This window comes from Maribacter sp. 4G9 (assembly GCF_002742265.1).
Classification (GTDB): domain Bacteria; phylum Bacteroidota; class Bacteroidia; order Flavobacteriales; family Flavobacteriaceae; genus Maribacter.
The window spans coordinates 13421-32582 of the sequence record NZ_MDGL01000063.1 but is presented as its reverse complement, the minus strand read 5'-3'; the positions used below and the strand labels follow the sequence as shown (position 1 = coordinate 32582).

The 19162-nt window shown below is 40.9% G+C and carries 20 protein-coding genes; 10 read left to right on the top strand and 10 right to left on the bottom strand.

The window, feature by feature from the left end; genetic code table 11:
* Window positions 1-531: 531 nt before the first annotated feature.
* From BFP75_RS08975 to BFP75_RS08940, 8 genes are all read left to right on the top strand, one after another.
* Window positions 532-945, top strand: a complete 414-nt coding sequence (locus BFP75_RS08975) for a contact-dependent growth inhibition system immunity protein (RefSeq protein ID WP_099544904.1) — start codon at window positions 532-534, stop codon at window positions 943-945.
* Window positions 938-1429: a phosphoribosylaminoimidazolesuccinocarboxamide synthase gene (locus BFP75_RS08970; protein ID WP_099544903.1), complete on the top strand. Its 492-nt coding sequence runs from the start codon at window positions 938-940 to the stop codon at window positions 1427-1429. Before BFP75_RS08975 ends, BFP75_RS08970 begins: the two co-directional genes overlap by 8 nt.
* 724 nt (window positions 1430-2153) lie before the next feature.
* A complete protein-coding gene (locus tag BFP75_RS08965; RefSeq protein WP_099544902.1) occupies window positions 2154-3926 on the top strand; it encodes an ATP-dependent nuclease in 1773 nt (590 codons plus the stop codon).
* A complete protein-coding gene (locus tag BFP75_RS08960; RefSeq protein WP_099544901.1) occupies window positions 3910-5850 on the top strand; it encodes a UvrD-helicase domain-containing protein in 1941 nt (646 codons plus the stop codon). The genes BFP75_RS08965 and BFP75_RS08960 overlap by 17 nt, the downstream gene beginning before the upstream one ends.
* Before the next feature lie 158 nt (window positions 5851-6008).
* Entirely contained in the window at window positions 6009-6887 is an 879-nt protein-coding gene (locus tag BFP75_RS08955; RefSeq protein ID WP_099544900.1) for an ASCH domain-containing protein, read from the top strand.
* A gap of 129 nt (window positions 6888-7016) precedes the next feature.
* Window positions 7017-7469, top strand: a complete 453-nt coding sequence (locus BFP75_RS08950; protein WP_099544899.1) for a pyridoxamine 5'-phosphate oxidase family protein — start codon at window positions 7017-7019, stop codon at window positions 7467-7469.
* A gap of 118 nt (window positions 7470-7587) precedes the next feature.
* Complete coding sequence (locus BFP75_RS08945) at window positions 7588-8478, top strand: cation diffusion facilitator family transporter (protein WP_099544898.1); 891 nt, start codon at window positions 7588-7590, stop codon at window positions 8476-8478.
* Window positions 8479-8581: 103 nt separating this feature from the next.
* A complete protein-coding gene (locus BFP75_RS08940; RefSeq protein WP_099544897.1) occupies window positions 8582-9343 on the top strand; it encodes an SDR family oxidoreductase in 762 nt (253 codons plus the stop codon).
* Window positions 9344-9350: 7 nt separating this feature from the next.
* On the opposite strand, the gene BFP75_RS08935 is transcribed toward BFP75_RS08940, so the two are convergent.
* Window positions 9351-10292: an NAD-dependent epimerase/dehydratase family protein gene (locus BFP75_RS08935; RefSeq protein ID WP_099544896.1), complete on the bottom strand. Its 942-nt coding sequence runs from the start codon at window positions 10290-10292 to the stop codon at window positions 9351-9353.
* Between the two features lie 65 nt (window positions 10293-10357).
* Here BFP75_RS08935 and BFP75_RS08930 point away from each other — a divergent pair, with 65 nt between their 5' ends.
* Window positions 10358-10858 carry a hypothetical protein gene (locus BFP75_RS08930; protein WP_099544895.1) on the top strand — a complete coding sequence of 167 codons (501 nt, stop codon included), beginning with the start codon at window positions 10358-10360 and terminating at the stop codon, window positions 10856-10858.
* 535 nt (window positions 10859-11393) lie between these two features.
* On the opposite strand, the gene BFP75_RS08925 is transcribed toward BFP75_RS08930, so the two are convergent.
* From BFP75_RS08925 to BFP75_RS08910, 4 genes are all read right to left on the bottom strand, one after another.
* Window positions 11394-12095, bottom strand: coding sequence for a tetratricopeptide repeat protein (locus BFP75_RS08925; protein WP_099544894.1), 702 nt, complete (start codon window positions 12093-12095; stop codon window positions 11394-11396).
* A gap of 133 nt (window positions 12096-12228) precedes the next feature.
* Window positions 12229-12603, bottom strand: a complete 375-nt coding sequence (locus BFP75_RS08920; RefSeq protein ID WP_099544893.1) for a hypothetical protein — start codon at window positions 12601-12603, stop codon at window positions 12229-12231.
* Between the two features lie 126 nt (window positions 12604-12729).
* On the bottom strand, window positions 12730-13536 hold the full coding sequence (locus tag BFP75_RS08915) for an SDR family oxidoreductase (protein WP_099544892.1): 807 nt from the start codon (window positions 13534-13536) through the stop codon (window positions 12730-12732).
* Window positions 13529-15814 carry a M28 family peptidase gene (locus tag BFP75_RS08910; RefSeq protein WP_099544905.1) on the bottom strand — a complete coding sequence of 762 codons (2286 nt, stop codon included), beginning with the start codon at window positions 15812-15814 and terminating at the stop codon, window positions 13529-13531. Before BFP75_RS08910 ends, BFP75_RS08915 begins: the two co-directional genes overlap by 8 nt.
* A gap of 119 nt (window positions 15815-15933) precedes the next feature.
* On the opposite strand from BFP75_RS08910, the gene BFP75_RS08905 reads away from it, so the two are divergent.
* Window positions 15934-16398 (top strand): CBS domain-containing protein, encoded by a 465-nt coding sequence (locus BFP75_RS08905; RefSeq protein WP_099544891.1) that lies wholly within the window; start codon window positions 15934-15936, stop codon window positions 16396-16398.
* Between the two features lie 63 nt (window positions 16399-16461).
* Here BFP75_RS08905 and BFP75_RS08900 read toward each other — a convergent pair whose 3' ends face one another.
* From BFP75_RS08900 to BFP75_RS08880, 5 genes are read right to left on the bottom strand one after another with little or no spacing between them, the layout of a single operon-like run.
* Complete coding sequence (locus BFP75_RS08900) at window positions 16462-17259, bottom strand: sulfurtransferase (protein WP_099544890.1); 798 nt, start codon at window positions 17257-17259, stop codon at window positions 16462-16464.
* A 37-nt stretch (window positions 17260-17296) separates the two neighbouring features.
* The gene (locus BFP75_RS08895; RefSeq protein WP_099544889.1) at window positions 17297-17695 is read right to left on the bottom strand and encodes a hypothetical protein; all 399 of its coding nucleotides are present in this window, start codon (window positions 17693-17695) and stop codon (window positions 17297-17299) included.
* Complete coding sequence (locus BFP75_RS08890) at window positions 17652-18143, bottom strand: DUF6265 family protein (protein WP_099544888.1); 492 nt, start codon at window positions 18141-18143, stop codon at window positions 17652-17654. The genes BFP75_RS08895 and BFP75_RS08890 overlap by 44 nt, the downstream gene beginning before the upstream one ends.
* A gap of 52 nt (window positions 18144-18195) precedes the next feature.
* Window positions 18196-18579 (bottom strand): VOC family protein, encoded by a 384-nt coding sequence (locus tag BFP75_RS08885; RefSeq protein ID WP_099544887.1) that lies wholly within the window; start codon window positions 18577-18579, stop codon window positions 18196-18198.
* Window positions 18579-19151 carry a pentapeptide repeat-containing protein gene (locus tag BFP75_RS08880; RefSeq protein ID WP_099544886.1) on the bottom strand — a complete coding sequence of 191 codons (573 nt, stop codon included), beginning with the start codon at window positions 19149-19151 and terminating at the stop codon, window positions 18579-18581. The genes BFP75_RS08885 and BFP75_RS08880 overlap by 1 nt, the downstream gene beginning before the upstream one ends.
* Window positions 19152-19162: the final 11 nt, after the last annotated feature.

Sequence of the window (19162 nt, the reverse complement as noted above, 5' to 3'; positions counted from 1 at the left end):
GTAATGATAATAACCAGTAGCTTCCATTACCACCAATGAACCTTCAGGTAATTCTTTAAGGTATTTCTTGAATCCAGTTTCATCGTTCTTATACTGGTCGTGACCTTTGTTACTACCATGTACATCAAAGACATCCTTACTGATGTCAACTCCATAAGTTTCTTTATATTTATTCATAAGAAAAGATTTATGAAAGAACTAGCTACTGGTATCACAACAACTTGAAAACGAGATCTAAAGTCTCACAGAACTGAACGTGATTTAAGTAGTAAAAGAGAGAGGATTATCAATGTTGTCGAAGTCGTAAGCTTCACCGTGTATAGTAACCTTAATTCTCTCTTTTGTTCTTTCTGATTAACACATCAATTTAAAGAGAATCAAACTTAAGACGTGTATAATCAATTGCTTGATTATCGCTTACTTGGAAAATCTTACGGATTTTCCTCTGGTTCGTTTTCTTTTGCTAATTTAGTTACTTACACACGCAACTAATCATACACGAATACGTTGGCATTCATTAAGACAGACTAAATGAAATTAGAAAATAATTGGAAAAATAAATCTTTGGAAAATCTTGAAAAAGATGTTTGGAGTGAATCTGAATATTCAAGTCATTTAGTAACAACTTGCCATAAATTAAGAAAAAAGCAACTAAAAGATTTTGATATTGAAGATTTAAGGATAATGATTGGACAGAACATTGGCTTAAATTATCTAATTCCTCTTGCGGTTGAAGAATTAAAGCAGAACATATTGGCTGAAGGAGATTTTTATGAAGGAGACTTACTAAAAAGTGTTTTAACAAGTGAAGCCGACTATTGGAAAAAAGAAAAGGAAAATTGGTCTTTAGTTGTCAATCTGTTTAAAGAAAAAAGAGATGAATTAGACTATAACCATAAAGAGTTATTTGACTCCTTTAAAGATTTTGAAAAAATAAATGGATAGTAAAAATACATTTAAAACCAAAACAGGATTTTGCCATATTTTACCTGACAAAATTATTCTAACAAGAGACGGAATAATTGGAAACGTAGCAAAAGTGACTGTCGGAAATAATATCAGCCGAATATTATTAATTTACGGTGGACTTTCTTTATTCCTGCTTTACTCTGCATTTAGTAGTTTTCAAAAAGGACAGACTTCTATCTCGGTATTATACGGAATAATTGGTTTGTTTTTAATTTTCGGAATATTTAAAAGTCTGAACAATTCAACAACACCGATAATTGAAAGAAATAAAATCAAAGGAATTAAACTGAAAAAAGCAATATTCGGACTTACTCGTTCTCGATTTGAAGTTCTATTTGAAGATGATAACGGGAAAATTAAGAAAAGACTAATAATGCTTCCAGGCTCAATGACTGACGGACAAAATGAAACCGAAAAAGCAATTAGAATAATGACGGATGAGAAATTACTGAATGAATAAAAATAACGAAATGCCCCCTGCTCCCGCTAGTCTGTGACTAGTGGCGTACCAACAAGAAATACAGGCCATAACCACGGCAGCAACGTCGTGGAATCACATGATTTTAAAAATTGACGAAAGGGTTTTATGGGTTAGGTTTGCCTGCTTAACGTTACGGCCGCCAGTTGCAAACTGGCGGTAGCGGCGATGTAACACAAATACGTGTTTAGTCAAAACCGGCCTATGATAGGATAGGTAGTAAATCCTGGAGGACTTGGCGATTGTTGAAGGAAATCGCCCTGCAACCTATTCCGATATAATCCTAAACGGTCTGGGCGATGTGGCCCAAGGACTGCTTGGATTTCAAGTATCCTAGCATCAGCCTAGCCTTTTTGGATAATTTTTCGGCGATGGAAAAAGTATAGTCTATAAATCCCGACCCTCCCCGTTCCGCTGTCGCGGAACACCCCTCCCTACTCAGGGAGGGGAGCTTTTTTTTGGGGTGCTAAAAGTAACTGAATTTAAGTACACCCCTTTTTTGTCATTCTGATGACGAGCATAGCCAGAAGGAAGAATCTCAAATTACCCTTATCCCTCCAAATACCAAAACTTTATTTGCACCAATCAATAATTTGTAGGATTTTTAAGGCACTTCCCCTAAAAAAGACATTTAATGTAATTGTACGCATAGACAATTGTTGGCAGCAAGTTAAAAACCTTCGAAATAAACAACTATAGATAAAGAATGTACCTTTCGAATATAAAACTTTGGAACTTTAGAAAATTCGGATCTGATGATTCAACTGATTATCAAACAAACCCACATTTAGATTTAACCTTAACTAATGGATTGAATGTTATCATTGGAGAAAATGATTCTGGTAAAACTGCAATTATTGATGCAATCAAATTAGTATTAAAAACACACAGCTACGAATATATTCGCGTAAATGATAAAGATTTTCACCAAGAAGCAAATCGTTTTCGTATAGAATTAACCTTTGAAGGTTTAGTGCCCGAAGAAGCAAAAAACTTTACAGAATGGTTGGGTTGGAATGGAACAGGTGAAGAAGCAAAACCTTTTTTAAAACTCAATTACGATGTAAAACGCCAAGCAAATAAAATATTTCCAACCGATGTAAAAGCTGGCATTGATGAAGACGGCTATTTACTTACGGCAGAAGCAAAAGAATATCTGAAAGCAACCTACTTAAAACCATTGCGTGATGCCGAAAACGAATTGATTGCCAAGCGGAATTCACGTTTGTCACAAATTCTTTTGAGCGATGAAGCATTTAAAGGAAAAGAGAAAGACAATGATCTGATAAAAATCTTTTCGGGTTTAAAAGAAGAATTGGAAAATTATTTCAATGGGATTGATGATGCAGGTCAGCCTAAAGCCACAGAGGGAAAACAGATAAAGGATAAAATTGACAGCTACATTAAAAGTTTTTACAGCAAGGATAACGAAGGCGAATTTGAATCAACATCAACTGATATCAAAAGTATTCTTGAAAAACTTTCTTTAACACTGAAGGGCGAACCAAATCCGGGCTTAGGAACTTTGAACCGTTTGTTTATGGCTGCAGAATTACTTCATTTAACCAAATCAAATTGGTCAGGTTTACGTTTAGGTTTGGTTGAAGAATTGGAAGCACATTTGCACCCACAGGCACAAATGCAAGTCATTGAAGCATTTCAAAAACAAAAAATTATACAACTTATTCTTACAATACACAGCCCGAATTTGGCTTCCAAACTCAAACTGGAAAACTTGATTATTTGCAATAACGCAAACGCTTTTCCAATGGGCGATTCTTACACAAAGTTGGGAAAAGACAATTATAAGTTTTTAGAAAAATTTTTAGATACTACAAAAGCCAATTTGTTTTTTGCCAAAGGCGTAATTTTAGTGGAGGGTTGGGCTGAAGAAATTCTTTTGCCCAGCATAGCAAATGCAATCGGAATAAACTTAACCGAAAAAGGCGTTTCCATTGTAAATATTGGACACACAGGTTTTGACCACTACTCAAAAATTTACTTGCGACAAGGAGAACCCAATATGACAATTCCTGTTGCCGTAATTACTGATTCCGACATTAGAGAATATGAAAAAAACGGAGATGATTTTGTAAAACGAGAAATTCAAACCGTACAACAGGAAACACAAGAAAAGTTAGCAACTATAAACGGAAAAGCAGAGCAATGCGTAAAATATTTTCCTGCACCAAATTGGACTTTGGAGTATTCTTTGTTTAAATCAGCCTGTTTAAAAACGACATTTGAAACCTCCGTAAAAACGATTCACACAGGAACGGATTGGAACACCGATTTTGAAAAAGCACTTGCAATAAAGCTAATCAATAAAGGATTAAAGAAAACTGAAATTGCATATCAAATAGCAAACGCTATTGATGAAGATTTAATAAAAGAAGTTCACACAATTCTGAATGTTGATGATACAACTGACACGGTTCATTACCTTGTAAAAGCGATTAAATATGCCACAGGTAATTAACATATCAGACGAAGAAATTCAATATGCTGAAGGTTTGCTGTTACCTGCGGGAAAAACTTTTGACGATGAACGCAAAGCATTTATTCGCAATTTCAATACAATTGATTTACAGGCCGTTCCAGGAAGTGGAAAAACAACAGCTTTGCTGGCAAAGTTGGTTATTTTAGAACGCAAACTTCCTTTTGCTGGCGGATCGGGCATTTTGGTTTTGTCGCATACCAACGCAGCAATTGACGAGATAAAAGAAAAAATTCAAAAACACTGTCCTAGATTATTTTCCTATCCAAATTTTATTGGCACAATACAAAGTTTTGTTGATGAGTTTTTGGCTATTCCATTTTACATTCATAAGTGCAAGAAAAAACCAAACAGAATTGACCATGAAATTTACAATGAAGTTGCAACGAAACGTTATAACAATCTTCCAAATTCCGCTGCTAAAACTTGGTTAAATAATCAGCACGACCCCGAAAATTTATTTAAGAATTTCCGCTTTGACATTGATTTGAATTTGACAAACGGAATGAACGGTAATATAATATTAAGAAGTAACAGCAATTCCGCATCATACAAAACTTTCAAAACGATAAAACAGCAAATTTTGTTATCGGGCGTTTTGAATTATGACGATGCATATTTTTTAGCGGAATGTTATTTGAAAGAAATACCCAATATCAAAACCATTTTGCAGAAACGATTTCCTTTAGTTTTTGTAGATGAGATGCAAGATATGGACACACACCAGTACAATTTGCTGGAAAAGATATTTTATGATGAAGGAAACAGCTTTTCAAAAATTCAAAGAATTGGCGACAAAAACCAAGCAATCTATAATTCTGTAAAAGCAACAGATGTTTGGCAAGACAGAGCAGATATACTACGATTAAATGGTAGCCAACGACTTAGCAAACCTATTGCCGATGTAGTAAAAAAATTTGCCTTGTACAGCGATGCAACGTTTGATATTGTCGGAAAATACGAATGTGAAATAAAACCACATATTTTAGTTTTCGAAACTGCAAACATCGGCAGCATTATTCCTTGTTTTGCTCAAATTATAAAAGAAAAGGGACTTGAAAATTCCGAAAAACCGATAAAAGTTGTTTGTTGGAATACAGAGTGGAAAGACGATGAAGCAAGCAGAAATGATGCAACAAAACTACGTTTAGAAGATTATCATAAAGGCTTCAAGAAAGAAAAAGGAAAGCCCAAACAAGACTATGATAACTTAAAAAGTTATTTGCTGTATTACGACAAAAAGCAAACATTAGAACCTTTGCGTAAAAACATTTTAAACGCTTTTCTAAAAATCTTGCGTTTAGAAAATATCAACACCTTAGACGACAGACCTTTCACAAAGAAAAAACTCATTGACTTTATTCACGACAAAGATATTCAAAAATTTGATGAACTCAATTTGAACCTTTACAATTGGTCAATCGGAATAATCCAAGAAAAAACAGAAGATGTTTGGACCGGAATAAAATTATACGTTCCTATTATGCTTGCACTGTTTGACAAAACAATTTATGCAAGTTCGGACTTTATCCATACTGACAATGCCGATATTCCTAATGACAATGCCGAAGTTTTAGCACCCACTAACCATTACAAAGAAGAAGGACTTGAAATTGAAATTACCAGCGTTCACGCAGTAAAAGGACAAACGCATTGTGCGACTTTGTATTTGGAATCCTACTATCATAGCAATTATGAATCTCAAAGACTATCAAATCAATTCTTAGGAAATAGTTTCAATGACAACAGAGTTCGTCATAAGAGTTCAGTTAAAATGGCCTATGTTGGTTTTTCACGACCAACTGATTTGCTTTGTATAGCTGTGGAAAAAGACAGATTTGACAATTTTCTAAGTGAAATAGACAGAGATGTTTGGGAAATAATTGAAGCGCCAAATATGGCATAATAAATAATACCTGCAGCCAATACCGGCTATTATAATTTATTGCTGCATTTTCGCTAAATTTAAAACTATCGAACATTAACAGGGCACGATTTCTCCCGGATATTTTCCGTTGGGAAAGTCCGCTACGCAATCATAGCTCAAACGGTGATAATAAATAAATGAAAAACCTTCCTTTTATCTTACTATTCATTTTGGCTAGCTGCAAACCCGATCCAAAAACCCAGATTGCCGCGCCACAAAAAATAGACCCCACGGTATATGCCATGTGGGAGGACTATGGCCAAGCCCATCCAGAAGCGAAAAGCAATGAAATGCCAGAATCTTGGTTTTTTCACGATAACCAAAAAGACGCGGATCGCTTGGTGGCACTGGTTATAAACGGGAAAAAGAGGGCCTCTTCTGGGCTATATGCTTGGTATCAGGAGGCCGGGGCAGATTTGCCCGCTGTGGGCGCCAAAAGCATCATCACCAATTTTGACGGTACGGCACAGGCCATCATTGAAATCATACAGGTGGATACGGTACCCTTCAATCAGATTTCGGCTGCGTATGCCGCCATGGACACGGGCACGGAAGTAGACGCGCTGGCCCAATGGAAGAAGGCGCACCGTGCATTTTTTCAAAACACCTTGGAAGAAAGTGGTCAAAAATTAACCGAGGATATGCTCGTGGTCTGTGAAATGTTCAAGACCGTTTGGCCAGAGGAAGTGCTGTACGAAATAAAGCTGAACGAACGAAGCGTGGTGGGGGTTTCCCCAGATTCCCTTCAGTTGGAGGCCATGCAATTCAAATGGGGCGAAGAGGATTTTTTTACCGCCATGGACGACCTCATGTGGTACAGTGCCCAGATGATGGAAGTGCTGGATAGTCTGCAAATTCCCTACATCAATACGGAAAGAAGGCGTTTTAAGATCGTGACCCCAACGGAGCGGTTGGAGGTGGACAACGATACCCCTGAGGGCGGCTGGCGCTATTTCTATTTCATTGGTGAAACCATAGCGGAAAAGGATTTGTTCGAGCTATTGGAATTAAAGTGACGCGGATGACGCTGACCGCCCAGATATGTTTTGTTTCAGGAACTTAGTAAACCTTAAGCCCAAATTATTTATGAAGGGATTTTTAATTGTTTTCAATGTAAATTGGCTTGCCAATAGTCAATTTTCAACATGAAACTATCCAAAGAAATAAAACGGTGCATGGACAAAAGTGTGTTGTGCTGGTTGGCCACTACATCCAAGGACAATACACCCAACGTATCCCCCAAGGAGATTTTCACCCATTACAACGACGATTGTGTTATAGTGGCGAATATCGCCTCGCCCCAATCGGTAAAAAACATAAAGCACAATCCAAAGGTATGTGTCAGCTTTTTGGATATTCTGGCACAAAAGGGCTTTCAGGTAAAGGGCAAGGCCGAAATTCTTACGAAATCCCATACCCATTTCCCCGATATGGAAAACCTGCTCACCCAAATGACCGAAGGAAAATTTCCCTTTGCGACCATCACGAAAATAAGCGTGGAACATGTAAAACCCATTATCGCACCCAAATATATCCTGTATCCGGAAACCACGGAAGAGGAACAGATCGCAAGTGCCAGAAAGGCCTATGGGCTTTAAAAATAGCGACATCGGAAAGGGCAAAGACCTTTACCTAAAACTATCAACGTAAAGCGGTCTCTAAAAGAAGGGAAGGTGGTATTTTTGCAATAGTCTAGAGGGATGCATCCAAAGCAATATGTCCAACGAACAAAGCGCCATACGAACCACGTATTTCAGTATCATAGGAAACACCTGTTTGGCCTTGATAAAAGGATTGGCGGGATTTTTTGGAAACTCCTATGCCCTCATTGCCGATGCCATTGAGTCCACCACGGACATTTTTTCTTCCCTATTGGTATTGTTCGGGCTTACCTATGCCAAAAGACCGGCGGACGAGAACCACCCCTACGGTCACGGGAAAATTGAACCTTTGGTGACCTTTTTGGTGGTTGCTTTTTTGGTGACCTCGGCCACGGTGATTGCCTATGAAAGCATCGAGAACATCCGTACGCCCCATAAGGTGCCCAAGCCTTGGACCTTGATCGTACTGGGTGTCATTATACTATGGAAAGAGGTTTCCTATAGAATTGTTCTAAAGAAAAGCAAGCAGACCCATAGTTCCTCACTTAAGGCGGATGCTTGGCACCATCGGAGCGATGCCATTACCTCGGTCATGGCCTTTGTGGGGATTTCCATTGCCCTGATTTTTGGCAAGGGCTACGAAACGGCAGACGATTGGGCGGCCTTACTGGCATCGGGCTTTATCCTTTATAACAGCTATCTTATTTTTAGACCGGCTTTGGGCGAAATTATGGACGAACATCGCTATGATGATATTTTGGAAAAAATCAAGGTCGAGTCCCTGAAGGTTGAAGGTATAGAAGGAACGGAAAAGTGTTACATCCGTAAGGCCGGCATGAAGTACCATATTGACCTGCATGCCATGGTAAAGGCTGATATTTCCGTGCGGGATGGACATGACATTGCACACAGGTTACAGGACCACCTCAAGTCGGTCATGCCCAATTTGGAACATGTCCTCATCCATATAGAGCCCGATGATTTGGCTGACGGAGATATTGATTGATCCTGTTTTAGGTCGAAACACGGCTTAGGTTTTGGTATCCAAGGATTTAAATACGGTTTTTGATCTATCTTTTCGAACTTTGTAAAAAAATAAAACAATACCTATGAGCACAAGAAAAATAGCGGTAATCACTGGGGGAAGTAGGGGATTGGGCCGAGATATGGCCTTTCAGATCGCAAGGAAGGGTTTGGATGTCGTCATTACCTATCACTCCAACGCAGCTGCAGCAGAGGATGTGGTGGCACAGGTAAAAAAATATGGGGTGAATTCTTTTGCCCTACAATTTGACACTAGCAATGTTTCCACCTTTGATGCCTTTTATGGTCGATTGGAAGAAGGCCTTAAAGAAACCATGGGGAGCAGCCACTTCGACTTTCTCATCAACAACGCTGGAACGGGCATTTACAAACCCTTTGTGGAAACCACCGAAGCGGATTTTGACGAAATGATGAACATTCATTTAAAGGGCGTCTATTTTTTGACCCAAAAGGCCTTAAAATGTATGAACGATGGCGGTGGCATTATCAATATTTCCTCCGGTTTGGCCCGGTTCACCTTTCCCAAGTCCTCGGCCTATGCGTCCATGAAGGGCGGTGTGGAGGTCTTTACACGCTATTTGGCCAAGGAGCTTGGGGAGCTTAAAATAAGGGCCAATGTGGTAGCGCCTGGTGCGGTAGCTACGGATTTTGGTAACGGGGAGAACAAGACCAATGAACAGAAACGAAAAATGGTATCGAGCGTAACTGCCCTGGGAAGGGTAGGGGAACCTGAGGACATTGGCGGACTGGTCGCGTTTTTGTGTACAGATGATGCCCGTTGGATCAATGGGCAACGTATAGAGGCCTCCGGCGGGACCATGTTGTAGGGTGTTGCTAGGATTTTAAATTTTCCAGCATGGTTTCTGTAGTGCGGTCCAAATCAAATTCCGGCTTCCAGTTCCAATCGTTTTGGGCGTGGGAATCGTCAATACTTTTGGGCCAAGAATCGGCAATGAGCTGTCTAAAGTCAGGATCATAGTCGATGGTAAAATCAGGCAGGTGCTTTTGAATGCTTCGGGCCATTTCCTCCGGGTCAAAACTCATGGCGGCCAGGTTATAGGCGGAACGGACCTTAATGCGTTCGGCATCGGCCTCCATCAATTCCAAGGTCGCCCTTATGGCATCGTCCATAAACATCATGGGCAGTATCGTATCCTTCTTCAAGAAGCAGGTATACTGTCCCTGTTTTAGGGCTTTGTGGTAGATTTCAACGGCATAGTCCGTCGTACCTCCACCCGGCATGGTCTTCCAACTGATAAGACCCGGGTAGCGAAGACTTCGTACGTCCACGTTGAACTTCTTAAAATAGTATTCGCACCAGCGTTCCCCGGATTGCTTACTAATGCCATACACGGTACTGGGTTCCATGATGGTATGCTGCGGGGTATGGTCCTTGGGGGTATTGGGACCAAAAACGGCAATACTGGAAGGCCAAAAGACCTTGTTTATCTTTTTTTCTTTGGCAAGGTTCAATACGTTGAACAGGGAGTTCATGTTAAGATTCCATGCGCGCATGGGGAATTTTTCGGCCGTGGCGCTTAGCATGGCGGCCATTAAATAGACCTCGCTGATGTCATGGTAGGCCACCACCTCTTCCAAGGCATCATAATTGGTGGCGTCCAGAATCTCAAAAGGTCCGGAGTGCATCAAACTATCGCTGCCCTCGCGGATGTCGCTGGCAATGACACGGTCATTCCCATAGCGTTCCCGCAAAGTGAGTGTGAGTTCCGTTCCGATCTGTCCGCAGGCACCAATAATCAAAATGTATTTTTCCATTAAAAATGAAGTTAAATGACCTAATGGGTAAAGATAGCTTTTCTTAAAATGTGTACCTTCGATCTATGCAAAAATTCGGGTATTTTCTTGTATTGCTGTTGATTTTGGTCTCTTGTAAGGAGGGTGTCCAAGAGACGGCCATCGTGGAGGAATCCAGCTTTGGGGCCATGGCCAACGAATTGCCAAAAGTCGTTTCAGTGAACGCCAAGGCCAAAGCTATTCTAGACGGGTGGAAGGACTACAGTATGTTTCATCAGGGTTTTGAACGCATCTATACCATTGATACTAGGGAGGACCTGGTATTGGTCATTGATGATTTGGTGGAAAAGCAAAAGGCATTGGAAAATAGTGAATATCCTGCCGAGTTCGATATTCCGCAAATAAAGGGGAGACAGAAGGTCGTTAAAACCTATATTTTGAAGACAAAGGGCGATCTGGAATATCGCTTGAACCCGGAAACCTCCATCAAGGAACTGATTACCGCCTACAATGCCTTAAGGGATCAATTTAATGTCACGGTAAACAATACCCTACCGGCAGAATTATTGGAGACTAACGAGCTCTAGTTCCCATTGTTTTTGTGGGCACTTGTCTTTAAACCCTGATTATGCACTAGAAAAGCTGTTACAGCTAAAAATCCCTTCAAAATAAAACGCTTTGATGTGTTTTCAATTTCACCATAGCGGTGCTATGCTAAAATTCCCAAACCGCTTTATTTTATTGCGCTTTTTACCTTCACGACGCCCCTCTAATACATAATCCGGGTTAAAATTCAAAGGGCCATGGAAATAGGGAATTACTGAAACACGGGATGCCCGGCATTGGGAAACGTACCAACCCCACTTTAGGTTCAATAACCACAGCTATCGATTCTACAGATTCCCAGGCATCCAAAAACGGTCAATCACCTTTAAGGAATCCCCAACCTTATTTAGATAGAAGCGAGAATTGTAGCTTTAAGACGGCCCAAGGAACTTGGTATTGCCTTGTGTAACGACCGTTCGCCTATGGGGCATCCAAATGTAGCAGGAACGTAGCCAAAAAGAAAAGACCGTTCAAGCGCATAGTTCTCAAACGGTCTTGTTTTATTTCTTAGCGATACTACTGCTTTGGTTCTTCCGCGGGTGCTTGTTTTCTTGCGGTAAGTGCCTGCTTGCTCAAACTGGCCAAGTTAAAGTTGGGATCAATGGCCAAGGCTTCGTCAATAGTAGCTATGGCGGCATCGATATTTTCTTTGTCGGTATTGAATTGTACCAGTCCCTTCAAATGAAGGAATGCGGCTTTTAAGGGAACATCGTAGGGTTGTTGGCGCTCATAGAAGGCATAGCGCATATCGTCCTTGGAATTGGTAATCCCATATTCTATATTGGTAGATGCACCCGCGTTGTCACCTACCTGAATCTTTAGATCGGCCAATTCATAGGCCAAGTACGGATTTGGGTTTCTTTGGTACAGTACTTCAAACTGTTCCAAGGCCCTTTTGGGCTGGTTCAATGCTTTTAAGGATATTGCCTTCACTTGAACGGCCAAATCAGAATCGGTATCCAATTTTTCAATCCCTATGGTATTAAGTGCCTGTAAGTGCTGGTTGTCGTTGGCGTAGATATAGGCCAGGGTATCCATACGTTCCTTGGAAGGTGATAGCACGTTCAGGTGGGTAAGGGCATTGATAACGCCATCTACATCCCCTTGTAATCGCATTTGGCTATAAAATTCCTCATAATGCTTTTGAAGCTCACTTTTGGTCTGTGCCGTTCCATAAAGACCTACGGTCAACACAAGCACCATAACTAATTTTTTCATCACTATTTTGATTATTTTTTGGTGCGCTAAACTATTAAATTATTCCGAATGAACTTGTTAATGAAAGCTTTAATTACATTTAAAACAAAAAGGACGCCCTTGGGCGTCCTTGATTTCTTGTATATCGTATTCCTTAAGCCAGGGAATAGACCGTTTCCTTTTGTTTAAAGTTCTTCAACAGTTGAGCATAGAAACCTAGGCTTTTGCTGTCTTTATCTATACAGTTACGAAGAAAGCTCTTTAGATTATCGAACAAAAGATTGATGTGCAAGATGGGTAAGTTGATATTTAGTTTGCCCGGGCTGTAGGAGGTGTCATCCATTAGGACATCCATTTTTATCCGATGCCTGTGATAGTCGATGGAGACATCGGCGGCATTATAGTATTTCTTTAGCAAGGCTACATGTAGCTGTGTAAACTTCCTTGATTTTTGCTCGTCCCCGCAGCTTTGTGCGATCAAGCGTTCCAACTCCATGATAATCCCTTCGTTAAGCTTAGAATTTTTCATGATATATTGTTTTAAAGTTTACTCTAAGTTATGTATTTCGTCGATAACTAATTAAAAATCAACATTTTATTAACATAAATTGAACTACTTTGTTGTGAAATACCAAGAATATGTGGTGAAAAAGGATTAAATAGCGGTAGAAAATCTGTAGTATTTAGTAATAAAAAGACTACAAGATGTGATTTTTTTCGGATTTTCAAGGATTTTTTTGGCATATCCGGGCGGGTTTAGTCCTTTCTCCAGGGCCTTTTGCGTATAATAGGATTCCTTGGTGGGATGTACAGGGTAGACCCCATTTATAATTTGGCCCCACTCATTTTTTTGGATTATTGACGTTATGATGCCAATACAGTCGTCCAAATGGATGAGGTTTACCGGGGCGTTGCCCCCACTAAGATCCGTTCGGCCAGATAACATGGTGATCGGATGTCTGTCCGGACCAATAAGTCCCGCGAAACGCACGACCGTCATTTTAAAAAGTGTGTTTTCCTTTAGGAGTTCTTCGGTGGCCAAAAGCTGTTTGCCGGCTTCCGATGTCGGCTCAGGGATGGTTTCCTCGTCCACTTCCCCTTGATCATCCCCATACACCGATGTACTGCTTACAAAAAGAACCTCCCTTACCGAGGAAGATTCGATTGCGGTCGATAACAGCCCAATTTTACGTACATAATTCTCCTTAGGTCCCTTTCCCCTTAGTTTTGGGGGAATGTTCACCACCAAGGTATCCACGCCTTCCAAAAAGTCAAGGATATCGCCCAAGATTTCCGTTTCGGAGATTTGAACCCAATAGGGTTCTATGCCCAATTTGGAAAGTACCGACATTTTTTCCTTGGAGGTAGTGGTACCCTTTACCCTAAAACCTTGTTCCACGAGTTTTTTTGCCAAGGGAAGCCCCAGCCAACCACAGCCTATGACACCTAGTACCTTATTCAAACTTCATTTTTTGGATGGTTAGTACGGCATCGTTCAGGACAAAGGGCATCGGGATGGCATCCTCTGGTCGTTTTGGGACGGTGAACAAAGGATTTTCCAATAGGTCGTTGCTTGCCTCGTAAAAAGTCAGTTCCAGTTCCGCTTCCGCAGGATACTCAAGCTGTAGCGTTGTCGTTTCGTTATCACTGATGTAATGCGTAACCAATTTTCCCTTGCTTCGGTTCCTAATATAGTATTCCGATAACGGAATATCGTTTACAATGGCCTTATCGATGGGAATATCATTGGTAAAAACTTCCAATCGGTTTACGTTTCGCTGGGGAATTACCACAAGTTTTATGGACCGATGTGCGCCTATTAGGGTATCCGAAAGTACCTCGATGACTGGCGCGGCGATTTTCTTTGTTGGGGCTTCTGAAATATAACTGAATCCCGAACCGTATTTACTGCTGATGGTGTTTTCTGCCAAATCTTGGGGACGCATCTTGGTTTCACCTATATACTGCTGTGTCCATTCCGATAACACCTTTTCATACGTGGCCCAGCGACTTTCATTTTTGTCCACATCCCATACATACAATAAACTGGTGGGTTTTGGAGTATCGGCATTAAAACCGGAATTCATATGCGCCGATACAAAGAAGCCCAGAAACAATATAAAACTCAAAAAGGCCAAGCCCCTTTTGTTCCGTAACCGTATGATCAAGGGTAGCAACAGAAGGAAGGTCAAGGTCGTAAAAATTGTGCTGGCCACCATCATTTTAAGTCCCAGCGCAATGGGAAAGAGTTGGATGAAGGGAGCAAAAATAAAAATGGCCGGCAAGCCCAGGAACAATAATAAGAACCCGTTGGGGCTCTTTTGATTGATAAGGATATAAAGGGCCGCTAAACAGGCATAAACGGGAATAATGAAAAATGCCGCACCGTTCAAATAGAAACAAAGGAGGCCGCAAATCACCAACCATAGAAACAGGGGCGCAATCAACAAATTGGGGGTTTTAACCACCTGAAATTTGTGATAGGCGTAGAAACAGATGCTCAAGGAGAAAAAGACAAAAACAAGGATGTAGGTATGGCCGTTGTACGTAAAGCCGTGCAGGATATCCGCGTAGGCTGGATATACAGATTTTAGTACGCCCCATGAAAAGTACCCAACAATTCCGTTGATGACTAGGGCCAATAGCATGGGGACAAAACCTTTAAGGATGTCCTTTCCGTTCAGGGCCTTTTTTTGTATGCCCAATACCAACAACCCAATAAAAAGGGCAATGCCCAAATAGAGCATGGGCCAGATCCATTCAAAGGGATAGGATATCATTTTAAAGAAGGGCATGTTGAAATAAACGGATTCCTTTAAGCTCCTAACCTTAGCCAGGTCCAAGGCGCTGAAATGATCCAACAGGGTACTGAGATAACTGCCTTGGTGGGCAAGGGTATTTTTATCCAACCGTTCATAGGTGTCCTTGGCGGTATGGTAGTCGAAATGATCATCGATGAAAGCAAAATTGAACCCATCGATATCCGCTTTTTCCCGAAACACGGTCAGATCTGTGTCATTGGGTAACAACTTGTAAATGCTATAGGAAAGTGAGTTGGCTACCGGATATTGCGGATTGGCCTTGGTAAACTCCTGTATCAAATTATAGTTGCCACGGTTCGTTTCCAACAGCATAATCCCGGGACCACCGCTGCCACGTGCCTCAAAATTGATCACCAATCCAACGTCCTTGGCCCATGGATGCTCCCTTACGAACAAATCGGCACCGTTAAGGCCCAACTCCTCGGCATCGGAAATTAGGATGATGATGTCATTTTTTGGTGATTCATTTTTTGCCAAAAAAGCCCTTACCCCCTCCAAAATAGTGGCAACCCCACTGCCGGCATCGCTGGCCCCATAGGAGGAATGCGGACTGCTATCATAATGGCTCAACAATAGCAGGGCCTTGCCATTGCCCGTTCCTTTGATTCTGGCCAATATGTTGGTAGCCTTGCTGAGGTTGGCCCAGTCCCCGGCCGTATATCCCGATTGTAGTTGGGTCTGCAGGCCCATTTTTTCCAATTGGGAAACGATATAGGAACGTACTTTTTTATGCGCGGGAAATCCAACCCCGTGGGGTTCGCTGGAAATGGCTTCCACATGGGCCAGCGCCCTGTCCGTGGAAAAGTCGGTCTCGTTGCTATCCATATCAGGGGAATAGGTCGGCATCAAGGAAGTAATGCTCCAGTAAACGGCCAATGTCAATAGGAGTAAAACAAGTACGGAGGCAGTCTTTTTCATTGGGTTTCGGTTCTGTCTAAATTTATTAAATATTAAAGAGCTGGCACCATACATCTATTTTTTTTATCAAATTGATTTTTTTTTAATATATTTAGTAGTCAATCACTAAATACATACTTATGGGAATCAAAAGCTTTCAAGGAATACGGAAGACCGTTAAAAAGGAATTTGAGGCCCCTATATTGGTGGCGGATTATATGACCACGAAATTAATCACTTTTAGGCCGGACCAGTCCATTTTAGAGGTTATGGAGAAGTTTGCCAAACATCATATTTCGGGTGGTCCCGTGTTGGACGATAACGGTTTTTTGGTAGGTATTATTTCCGAGGCGGATTGTATGAAGCAAATTTCCGAAAGCCGGTATTTTAATCAGCCTATTTTAGAAAAGAACGTGGAGAACTTTATGACCAAAAATGTGCAAACCATCCCCGACGATATTTCAATATTTGATGCAGCCGGTATTTTTGCGCAGCATAACAGAAGAAGACTTCCCGTAATGCGCAACGGTATTTTGGTGGGGCAGATCAGTAGAAAGGACATCGTCATTGCGGCACTAAAACTGAGTGGCCACAATTGGAAATAAATTTTTAAACCAAGTTAGTTAATAAAGGTGCTCCCGAAAGGGGGCCTTTTTTTTGATTTATGCTTAGTTAGTTGTTAATTTGTTCAATTCCGCCCATTCCGTCCAGGAGCCGTCATAAAGTTTCAAGCTATTTTTATATCCAATCACGCTGGCCAACAAAATGATACTGGCCGTAATGCCGGAGCCACAGCTAAATACTAACTCTTGGTGGTCTTTGACGATACTTTGGAACAGTTTTTTTATCTCATCCTCAGACTTGAATTTACCACTGTCAAGTACATCCTCAAAAGGAAGATTTACCGAATTTGGAATACTGCCACTTTTTAAATGTTTTCTGGGTTCTGGAACGGTCCCATTGAACCTTCCGGCGGACCGTGCATCCACAACCACAAATTTTTGTTGGTCGATATTCGCCTTGATTTGGTCAAAGGTTATCACCATATCCTTTTGATATTCCGACTTATAATTTCCCTTTTTTGTCGGTTTGAAATGTTCCGATACCGTTTCAAAGCCATTTTCAAACCAAGCGGGCAGGCCACCGTCCAGAACCGCAATATTTTTATGTCCCATGATTTGGAACAGCCACCACACCCGCGGACTGGTGTAAATACCTTTGTTGTCGTACACCACAATCTGTGAATCTTGGTCGATGCCCAGTTTTTGACATTCCATCTCAAATTGTTCCGGTTTGGGAACGGTATTGGGGAAGGGGCTGGAAGTGTCCGCAAAAGCATGGTCCAGGTCAAATAAACGTGCCTGGGGAATGGCCAGACCATGGAATGCCATACTGGCATCAAGAATGATTAAGTTGGATTTTTCTATATGCTGATGGAGCCAAGTGGCCGATACAATTGTTTGCATAGTATATTAAAATTTGTTTATAGGGAGTTCGTTAGTTTTATTCCCGCTTTACGATCATGTAAAAATCATTGTCCAAGGGCAGGTAGCCCAAGTCGTACACAAAATAGTAGGTGGTTCCTTTTTTGGTGGTATATAGATTGGTAATATATTCAAAATCAAAACCTTTGTCCATCAGTCGGGTTTTTGTGGTCTTGGTTTTACCGTCCGTAAGTTTGAAACTGTCCAACACCCGGTAATTTTTTCGAAGGCGATTGTTGATGTTGCGCATCAAGTTTTTACTGTCCTTATTAACCTTGTTGTTGTAAGCGTTACGGCAGTAATCGTTGCAGAATTTTTTGTCCAAGCGACCCTTGACCTCAGTACCGCATTCCAAACATTTTCTTTTTTCCACTTTATTGTCTTTTGTAATTGAACCGCACCTCTTCCTGGGTGCCATCGTCATTTTCAATGACAACATATATATTGACTTCCTGATCGGAAATCCTCTCGAGGGTAAAGTCATCAAAAAACACCCTGTTACCCTCTATTTTTACCAATCTAAAATCGATAGTTTCCTCCTTTTCTTCCCATCCAAAAAGGTCACCGTCAAAATGCTTCAGTTGAAATAGGAGGGTTTCATCGACTTCCCTAATATGTCCCAGTTCATAAAAACTAACGGTTCCCTCCACTACAAGTTTAAAGGAAAACATCATGGTTCCTCCCAAGGGCGGACTCCAGATTTCCTCGGTAATACCTCCAAAAGCCTCTCCTTTCCAATGCCCGGTCATCCATTCCACATGTTTGAGCGAGGCATCGGGCGAAGTCATCCCTTCTTCCCAAGAAATGGTGTTCTGCGCAACCATTGACTGAACAAATAATACGGAAAAAAACAAGAAAAGTCTCATAGGTGATTAGTTTACAACAAGGTAACAAATATCCGTTTACAAACGGTTAAAATTAGTATTCGTAAAATTCAATGGGCAAATTATCCGGATCGGAAATAAATGTGAATTTCTTTCCCGTGATTTCATCTATCCGGATAGGTTCTGCCTCAATATTGTTTTGGATGCAATGGGTGACCATTTCTTCGATGCTCCCAACTTGAAAGGCCAAATGTCGCAATCCACAAGCTTCCGGTCTGGAAGTACGCTTTGGAGGGTTAGGGAAGGAGAACAGTTCTATGATGTAATCACCGTTTAGGGCCAAATCCAATTTATAGGAAGCCCTTTCTGCCCTATAACTTTCGTTGATAATGCTGAGTCCCAGAAATTGGGTGTAGAAATTTTTGGACTTTTCATAATCGGAACAAATAATGGCGATATGATGGACCTTGGAAAGCATTAGGAAATTACCTTTATTTTGTGTTTGGCCAATAATCCGGGCAGACTTGCCAGTGAAAAATGTGCATGCTTCAATTTGTTTTGCTCCGGGTCCATAGTAATATGGTACGAAGTACTCATATTTGCATTGGAAAGGTTCGTATTGACGAATATGGCCTTATCAAGATCACAGTTATCGAATTTTGAGCGGGACAAATTACAATCCGTAAAATCCGTGGCAACAAGCTTACAATCAATAATCTGTATGTTTTTTAAATCCAATCCATAGAAGGAGGTGTAGTTTAGGGTACAATCCAAAAAAGAAAAGTCCATTAAAAAATCGTTACAGTCCTCGAATTTCATACCCATCATTTTGCAATGCTTAAAGTCCACTTCTTTAAAAATGGTATTGGTCAAATTGGCGTTGCTTAGATTACAGTCCGTAAAAGAGCACTCCATGAAGTTTTGGTTGTCCAAAAAACCATTGGAAAAATTACAGCCTTCAAAGGTGCAGTTTTCATATTCTGCCCTTTTCAATCGTATTTGCGTAAAGTCCTTGGATTTAAAGTTCTTGTCGCAGATAAAATCGGTCATTTTCTAAAAAT

What these genes read in the sequence shown, in the direction of transcription:
- BFP75_RS08950 (WP_099544899.1), top strand. Translation starts at nt 7,017, where the DNA reads ATGAAACTATCCAAAGAAATAAAACGGTGCATGGACAAAAGTGTGTTG.
- BFP75_RS08925 (WP_099544894.1), bottom strand. Translation starts at nt 12,095, where the DNA reads ATGAAAAAATTAGTTATGGTGCTTGTGTTGACCGTAGGTCTTTATGGA.
- BFP75_RS08940 (WP_099544897.1), top strand. Translation starts at nt 8,582, where the DNA reads ATGAGCACAAGAAAAATAGCGGTAATCACTGGGGGAAGTAGGGGATTG.
- BFP75_RS08910 (WP_099544905.1), bottom strand. Translation starts at nt 15,814, where the DNA reads ATGAAAAAGACTGCCTCCGTACTTGTTTTACTCCTATTGACATTGGCC.
- BFP75_RS08935 (WP_099544896.1), bottom strand. Translation starts at nt 10,292, where the DNA reads ATGGAAAAATACATTTTGATTATTGGTGCCTGCGGACAGATCGGAACG.
- BFP75_RS08945 (WP_099544898.1), top strand. Translation starts at nt 7,588, where the DNA reads ATGTCCAACGAACAAAGCGCCATACGAACCACGTATTTCAGTATCATA.
- BFP75_RS08900 (WP_099544890.1), bottom strand. Translation starts at nt 17,259, where the DNA reads ATGCAAACAATTGTATCGGCCACTTGGCTCCATCAGCATATAGAAAAA.
- BFP75_RS08970 (WP_099544903.1), top strand. Translation starts at nt 938, where the DNA reads ATGGATAGTAAAAATACATTTAAAACCAAAACAGGATTTTGCCATATT.
- BFP75_RS08895 (WP_099544889.1), bottom strand. Translation starts at nt 17,695, where the DNA reads ATGGCACCCAGGAAGAGGTGCGGTTCAATTACAAAAGACAATAAAGTG.
- BFP75_RS08905 (WP_099544891.1), top strand. Translation starts at nt 15,934, where the DNA reads ATGGGAATCAAAAGCTTTCAAGGAATACGGAAGACCGTTAAAAAGGAA.
- BFP75_RS08960 (WP_099544901.1), top strand. Translation starts at nt 3,910, where the DNA reads ATGCCACAGGTAATTAACATATCAGACGAAGAAATTCAATATGCTGAA.
- BFP75_RS08885 (WP_099544887.1), bottom strand. Translation starts at nt 18,579, where the DNA reads ATGCTTTCCAAGGTCCATCATATCGCCATTATTTGTTCCGATTATGAA.
- BFP75_RS08955 (WP_099544900.1), top strand. Translation starts at nt 6,009, where the DNA reads ATGAAAAACCTTCCTTTTATCTTACTATTCATTTTGGCTAGCTGCAAA.
- BFP75_RS08930 (WP_099544895.1), top strand. Translation starts at nt 10,358, where the DNA reads ATGCAAAAATTCGGGTATTTTCTTGTATTGCTGTTGATTTTGGTCTCT.
- BFP75_RS08975 (WP_099544904.1), top strand. Translation starts at nt 532, where the DNA reads ATGAAATTAGAAAATAATTGGAAAAATAAATCTTTGGAAAATCTTGAA.
- BFP75_RS08880 (WP_099544886.1), bottom strand. Translation starts at nt 19,151, where the DNA reads ATGACCGATTTTATCTGCGACAAGAACTTTAAATCCAAGGACTTTACG.
- BFP75_RS08965 (WP_099544902.1), top strand. Translation starts at nt 2,154, where the DNA reads ATGTACCTTTCGAATATAAAACTTTGGAACTTTAGAAAATTCGGATCT.
- BFP75_RS08890 (WP_099544888.1), bottom strand. Translation starts at nt 18,143, where the DNA reads ATGAGACTTTTCTTGTTTTTTTCCGTATTATTTGTTCAGTCAATGGTT.
- BFP75_RS08920 (WP_099544893.1), bottom strand. Translation starts at nt 12,603, where the DNA reads ATGAAAAATTCTAAGCTTAACGAAGGGATTATCATGGAGTTGGAACGC.